The organism is Sodalinema sp., assembly GCF_046483825.1.
Classification (GTDB): Bacteria; Cyanobacteriota; Cyanobacteriia; order Cyanobacteriales; family Geitlerinemataceae; genus Sodalinema.
Window position 1 is genome coordinate 1 of the sequence record NZ_JAWOCL010000136.1, and the last position, 3,603, is coordinate 3,603.

At 51.7% G+C, this 3,603-nt stretch carries 7 protein-coding genes; 5 read left to right on the forward strand and 2 right to left on the reverse strand.

Annotation, left to right across the window (positions count from 1 at the left end; genetic code table 11):
- Positions 1-232 (reverse strand): hypothetical protein (locus R6U67_RS08590; RefSeq protein ID WP_410252162.1); only part of this gene is annotated, 232 nt, incomplete at its 3' end.
- Positions 233-443: 211 nt separating this feature from the next.
- Between R6U67_RS08590 and R6U67_RS08595 the strand changes: the two genes are divergently transcribed.
- The 4 genes from R6U67_RS08595 to rsmD all read left to right on the forward strand — a co-directional run bounded on the left by R6U67_RS08595 (position 444) and on the right by rsmD (position 2,650).
- Positions 444-875, forward strand: coding sequence for a VOC family protein (locus tag R6U67_RS08595; RefSeq protein WP_410252163.1), 432 nt, complete (start codon positions 444-446; stop codon positions 873-875).
- Positions 876-935: 60 nt separating this feature from the next.
- Positions 936-1,208 (forward strand): hypothetical protein, encoded by a 273-nt coding sequence (locus R6U67_RS08600; RefSeq protein ID WP_410252164.1) that lies wholly within the window; start codon positions 936-938, stop codon positions 1,206-1,208.
- 97 nt (positions 1,209-1,305) lie between these two features.
- Positions 1,306-1,950 carry an imidazole glycerol phosphate synthase subunit HisH gene (hisH, locus tag R6U67_RS08605; RefSeq protein ID WP_410252165.1) on the forward strand — a complete coding sequence of 215 codons (645 nt, stop codon included), beginning with the start codon at positions 1,306-1,308 and terminating at the stop codon, positions 1,948-1,950.
- Positions 1,951-2,101: 151 nt separating this feature from the next.
- Positions 2,102-2,650 (forward strand): 16S rRNA (guanine(966)-N(2))-methyltransferase RsmD, encoded by a 549-nt coding sequence (gene rsmD / locus R6U67_RS08610; RefSeq protein ID WP_410252166.1) that lies wholly within the window; start codon positions 2,102-2,104, stop codon positions 2,648-2,650.
- 54 nt (positions 2,651-2,704) lie between these two features.
- Here the strand turns inward: rsmD and petG are convergent, their stop codons facing one another.
- A complete protein-coding gene (petG, locus tag R6U67_RS08615; RefSeq protein WP_410252167.1) occupies positions 2,705-2,821 on the reverse strand; it encodes a cytochrome b6-f complex subunit V in 117 nt (38 codons plus the stop codon).
- A 221-nt stretch (positions 2,822-3,042) separates the two neighbouring features.
- On the opposite strand from petG, the gene R6U67_RS08620 reads away from it, so the two are divergent.
- Entirely contained in the window at positions 3,043-3,423 is a 381-nt protein-coding gene (locus R6U67_RS08620; RefSeq protein ID WP_068788078.1) for a c-type cytochrome, read from the forward strand.
- Positions 3,424-3,603: the final 180 nt, after the last annotated feature.

Below are 3,603 nucleotides of genomic sequence, written 5' to 3' on the forward strand. Positions count from 1 at the left end.
TACCCTTAACCCGTTCATATTCATCTTCCAGAAGCCAATCCTGTGCAGCCTCATAGTCAGGGTGAGTGACAATCAGTTTATAGCCAGAAGCAGGATTAAAAATATGACAACTGCCATTTTTATTAGCGACTAGCATCAGGATTTTGGGTGGAAACAGAATTGGGTCAACCCAAAGTTCTATGAATTGCCAGAGTTCAGCCTGTTCGTCGAGGACGGTTGCGTGGGATTGCATGATATCTACCGGTTGTTTTTACAATTAACGCCTCCCGATATCTGAAAAAAGTTGTACTCAGGGCGTAATTCGTCTTCCATATTTAAATTCCATAATTTCAAGCTCGGGTTAGGCTAGGGTTTGAAAGCACTAGCTTACAGCCGATTCTGATTGAAGATTCGTCAAAGCCTGGCTATCCTAAGATTGCAACCGCTCATCCTCAAGCCCCATTATGTCAGAGACCATCTTCCACTTGGCGTTTCCCGTCGGGAACCTAGACGATACCAAAGCCTTTTACGGAGACGGCTTAGGCTGCGAGTTGGGCCGGGAATCTCCCCAAGCCCTAATCATGAATCTCTATGGACATCAACTCGTCGCCCATGTCACCTCAGAACCGCTCACCCCGCAGCAGGGCATCTATCCCCGCCATTTTGGGTTGGTGTTTCCTGAATTACGCGATTGGGAACGCCTCCTGAACCGCGCCCAGGAACGGCAACTTCCGTTCTACCAACAGCCTAAACACCGCTTTAAAGGGGAACTGACGGAACATCAAACCTTTTTCTTGCAAGATCCTTTTCAGAATCTCTTGGAGTTTAAGTTTTATCATCACGGTGAGGCGATTTTCGGGGCGCGGCAGATGTCGGCGGTGGGCGATCGCCCCTAAGCCAAAACCCCTAACCCATTAGGTTGCGTTGGCTCACTGAAGCTTTTGTATAAACTGACAATGATGAAACACACCCATCAATCCGCATTCAGATTTGAAGCCAAAGTCCTGGAGGGAAATCGGCTCGAAATTCAGTTACCTCCTGAAGCACAACTGTATTTAAGCCATGACCAAGTAGAAGTGATTGTCCTGTTTCCCCATCAGTCTGAACAAGTTGACGACCCCTCTATCCAAGAGATTCTGGCCCAAATTCATAAGCAACGTTCAGAGACTAGAACGGTAAAGCAGATTGACCAAGATCTCGAAATTGAGCGTAACTCGTGGGACAGCTAAAGGGAATTTTTGGGGCGCGGCAGATGTCGGCGGTGGGCGATCGCCCCTAAGGTGAGATAATCGAGAGGGTTCCTCAGTAAAGAGTTACGAGATAATTATGGTTGAGATCGCAGTGGTCGATTACGATATGGGTAACCTCCACTCCGCTTGTAAAGGATTGGAGAAGGCCGGGGCAACCCCCATCATTACCGATTCCCCGGAGGTTATCGCCCAAGCCCAGGCCGTCGTCTTACCCGGCGTCGGTTCCTTCGATCCAGCGGTGGAACATCTCCGATCGCGCCATCTCGTCGAACCCATCCAAACGGCGATCGCCCAAGGAAAACCCTTTCTCGGCATCTGTCTCGGCTTACAAATCCTCTTTGACGGTTCAGAAGAAGGAACACAACCGGGATTAGGTATTATCCCCGGAGTCGTGCGCCGCTTCCGTCACGAACCGGGAATCACCGTTCCTCATATGGGTTGGAACGCCCTCGATTTTCAACAAACCGGGATTCCCCTTTGGGAAAACCTCCCCAATCCCGCCTGGATGTATTTCGTTCACTCCTACTACGTTGATCCCACCGATCCCAGCCTCAAAGCCGCCACTGTCACTCACGGAAGTCAAGACGTTACGGCGGCGATCGCCCGCGACAATCTCATGGCGGTCCAATTCCACCCCGAGAAATCCTCCACCGCTGGCCTACAACTTCTCTCCAATTTCGTCCATCTCGCAGAAAAAGCCATCTCTGTTGCTTCGGTTTAACAGATGAGCGGTGCGTTCCGGCAAGTAGGGGCATAACCCACCCCTAACCCCTCCCAGGAGGGGATTTTTCGCCCCCACTATTGCAAGCCGGAACACACCCTACCCTACTGCCTATTCCCTGTTCCCCGTTCCCTGTTCCCTGTTCCCTTCCATGAGCCTGCGAATCCACGGCAATCGTTCCCTGAAAACTCTCCCTGGAGAGGCGACTCGCCCGACTCCAGCGCGAGTTCGTGAAGCGTTGTTTAATATCTGGTTGGGGGAGATTGAGGGCTGTCGTTGGTTGGATCTTTGTGCCGGAAGTGGGGCGATGGGGGCGGAAGCTTTATCACGCGGGGCGTTTGAAGTGGTGGGAATTGACCAATGGGGCAAGGCCTGTGGCGTGATTCAGCAAAATTGGCAACAGGTGGCGAAACCCGAGCAACAGTTCCAGGTTTTGCGGGGGGATGTGCTGAAGCGATTGCCCAGCTTGGCGGGAAAGCCGTTCGATCGCATTTACTTTGACCCGCCCTATGCCAGTGATCTCTATAATCCGGTTTTAGAGGCGATCGCCCAACTGCAACTTCTCAGCCTTGAGGGAGAAATGGCCGTCGAGTGCGATCGCCAACGCCAAGACATTCAAATCCCTGAGGAATTAGAGCAAGTCCGAGAAAAACGCTATGGCAATACAGAAGTTCGCTTCTATCGCCGAAAAATGGTTTAAAACACCAATAAATGTAGGGACAAGGGGGTTGTCCCTACTGCGATCGCCTTCAACTTACTCTTCTGTGAGAGTGTTGCTGCGACGGTATTGGAGATAGGCATCAACAAACAGTCCAGCCAGGGTAATGGGGACCAGTCCTAGAACGATACCCGCGAGTAAGGGTTCTACCATGAGTGTGTCTCCTGCAATGTGATCAATCGAGTGTGACTTACTATTGTACGGGCTTCTGGGGCGATCGCCCTAACGGAGTCTCCAGCCATTGGCACCTCAGGCGCCTCCCCCTTGTCTAAAAATTCTCTTAAGCCCTTGGATTTTCTCAATCCTGTCCTTTAAGATTGAAGAAGATTGGTATATTTATATAAACCCGCCCGAGTTTGCCCAACCGAACGCTTTTGAAAACGCCAGCCCTCGAGATCGACATCGATCGCCTGATTCAGCACCTCTCCGTCTGTACGTTGGTGGGGTTGCTGGCGATTGGCTTATCTGTATTTGTGTTGCACCAGTGGCAAACCTCAGATCCCTACATTCAGGAAGTTTTAGCCATTGAAGGCAACCCCCGCCAAGGCTACGCCATTTTTCAGATGAATTGTTCAGGCTGTCATGGCGATGGCGGCAATGGTTTGGTTGGCCCGAGTCTCCAAGATATCTCGGCCCACAAGTCCCGCGCCAGTCTAATCCAACAAGTCATTGGTGGCGATACTCCCCCCATGCCCCAGTTTCAACCGAGTCCGCAAACGATGTCGGATTTATTAGCGTATCTGGAGACGCTTTAGGAGGGAACAGGGAACAGGGAACAGGGAACAGGGAACAGGGAATAGGGAACAGGGAACAGGGAACAGGGAACAGCTTGCCTTTTGCCTCTTGCCATCCCCTCTTGGGAGGGGTTCGGGGTGGGTTATGCCTCTTGCCTCTTGCCTCTTGCCATCCCCTCTTGGGAGGGGTTCGGGGTGGGT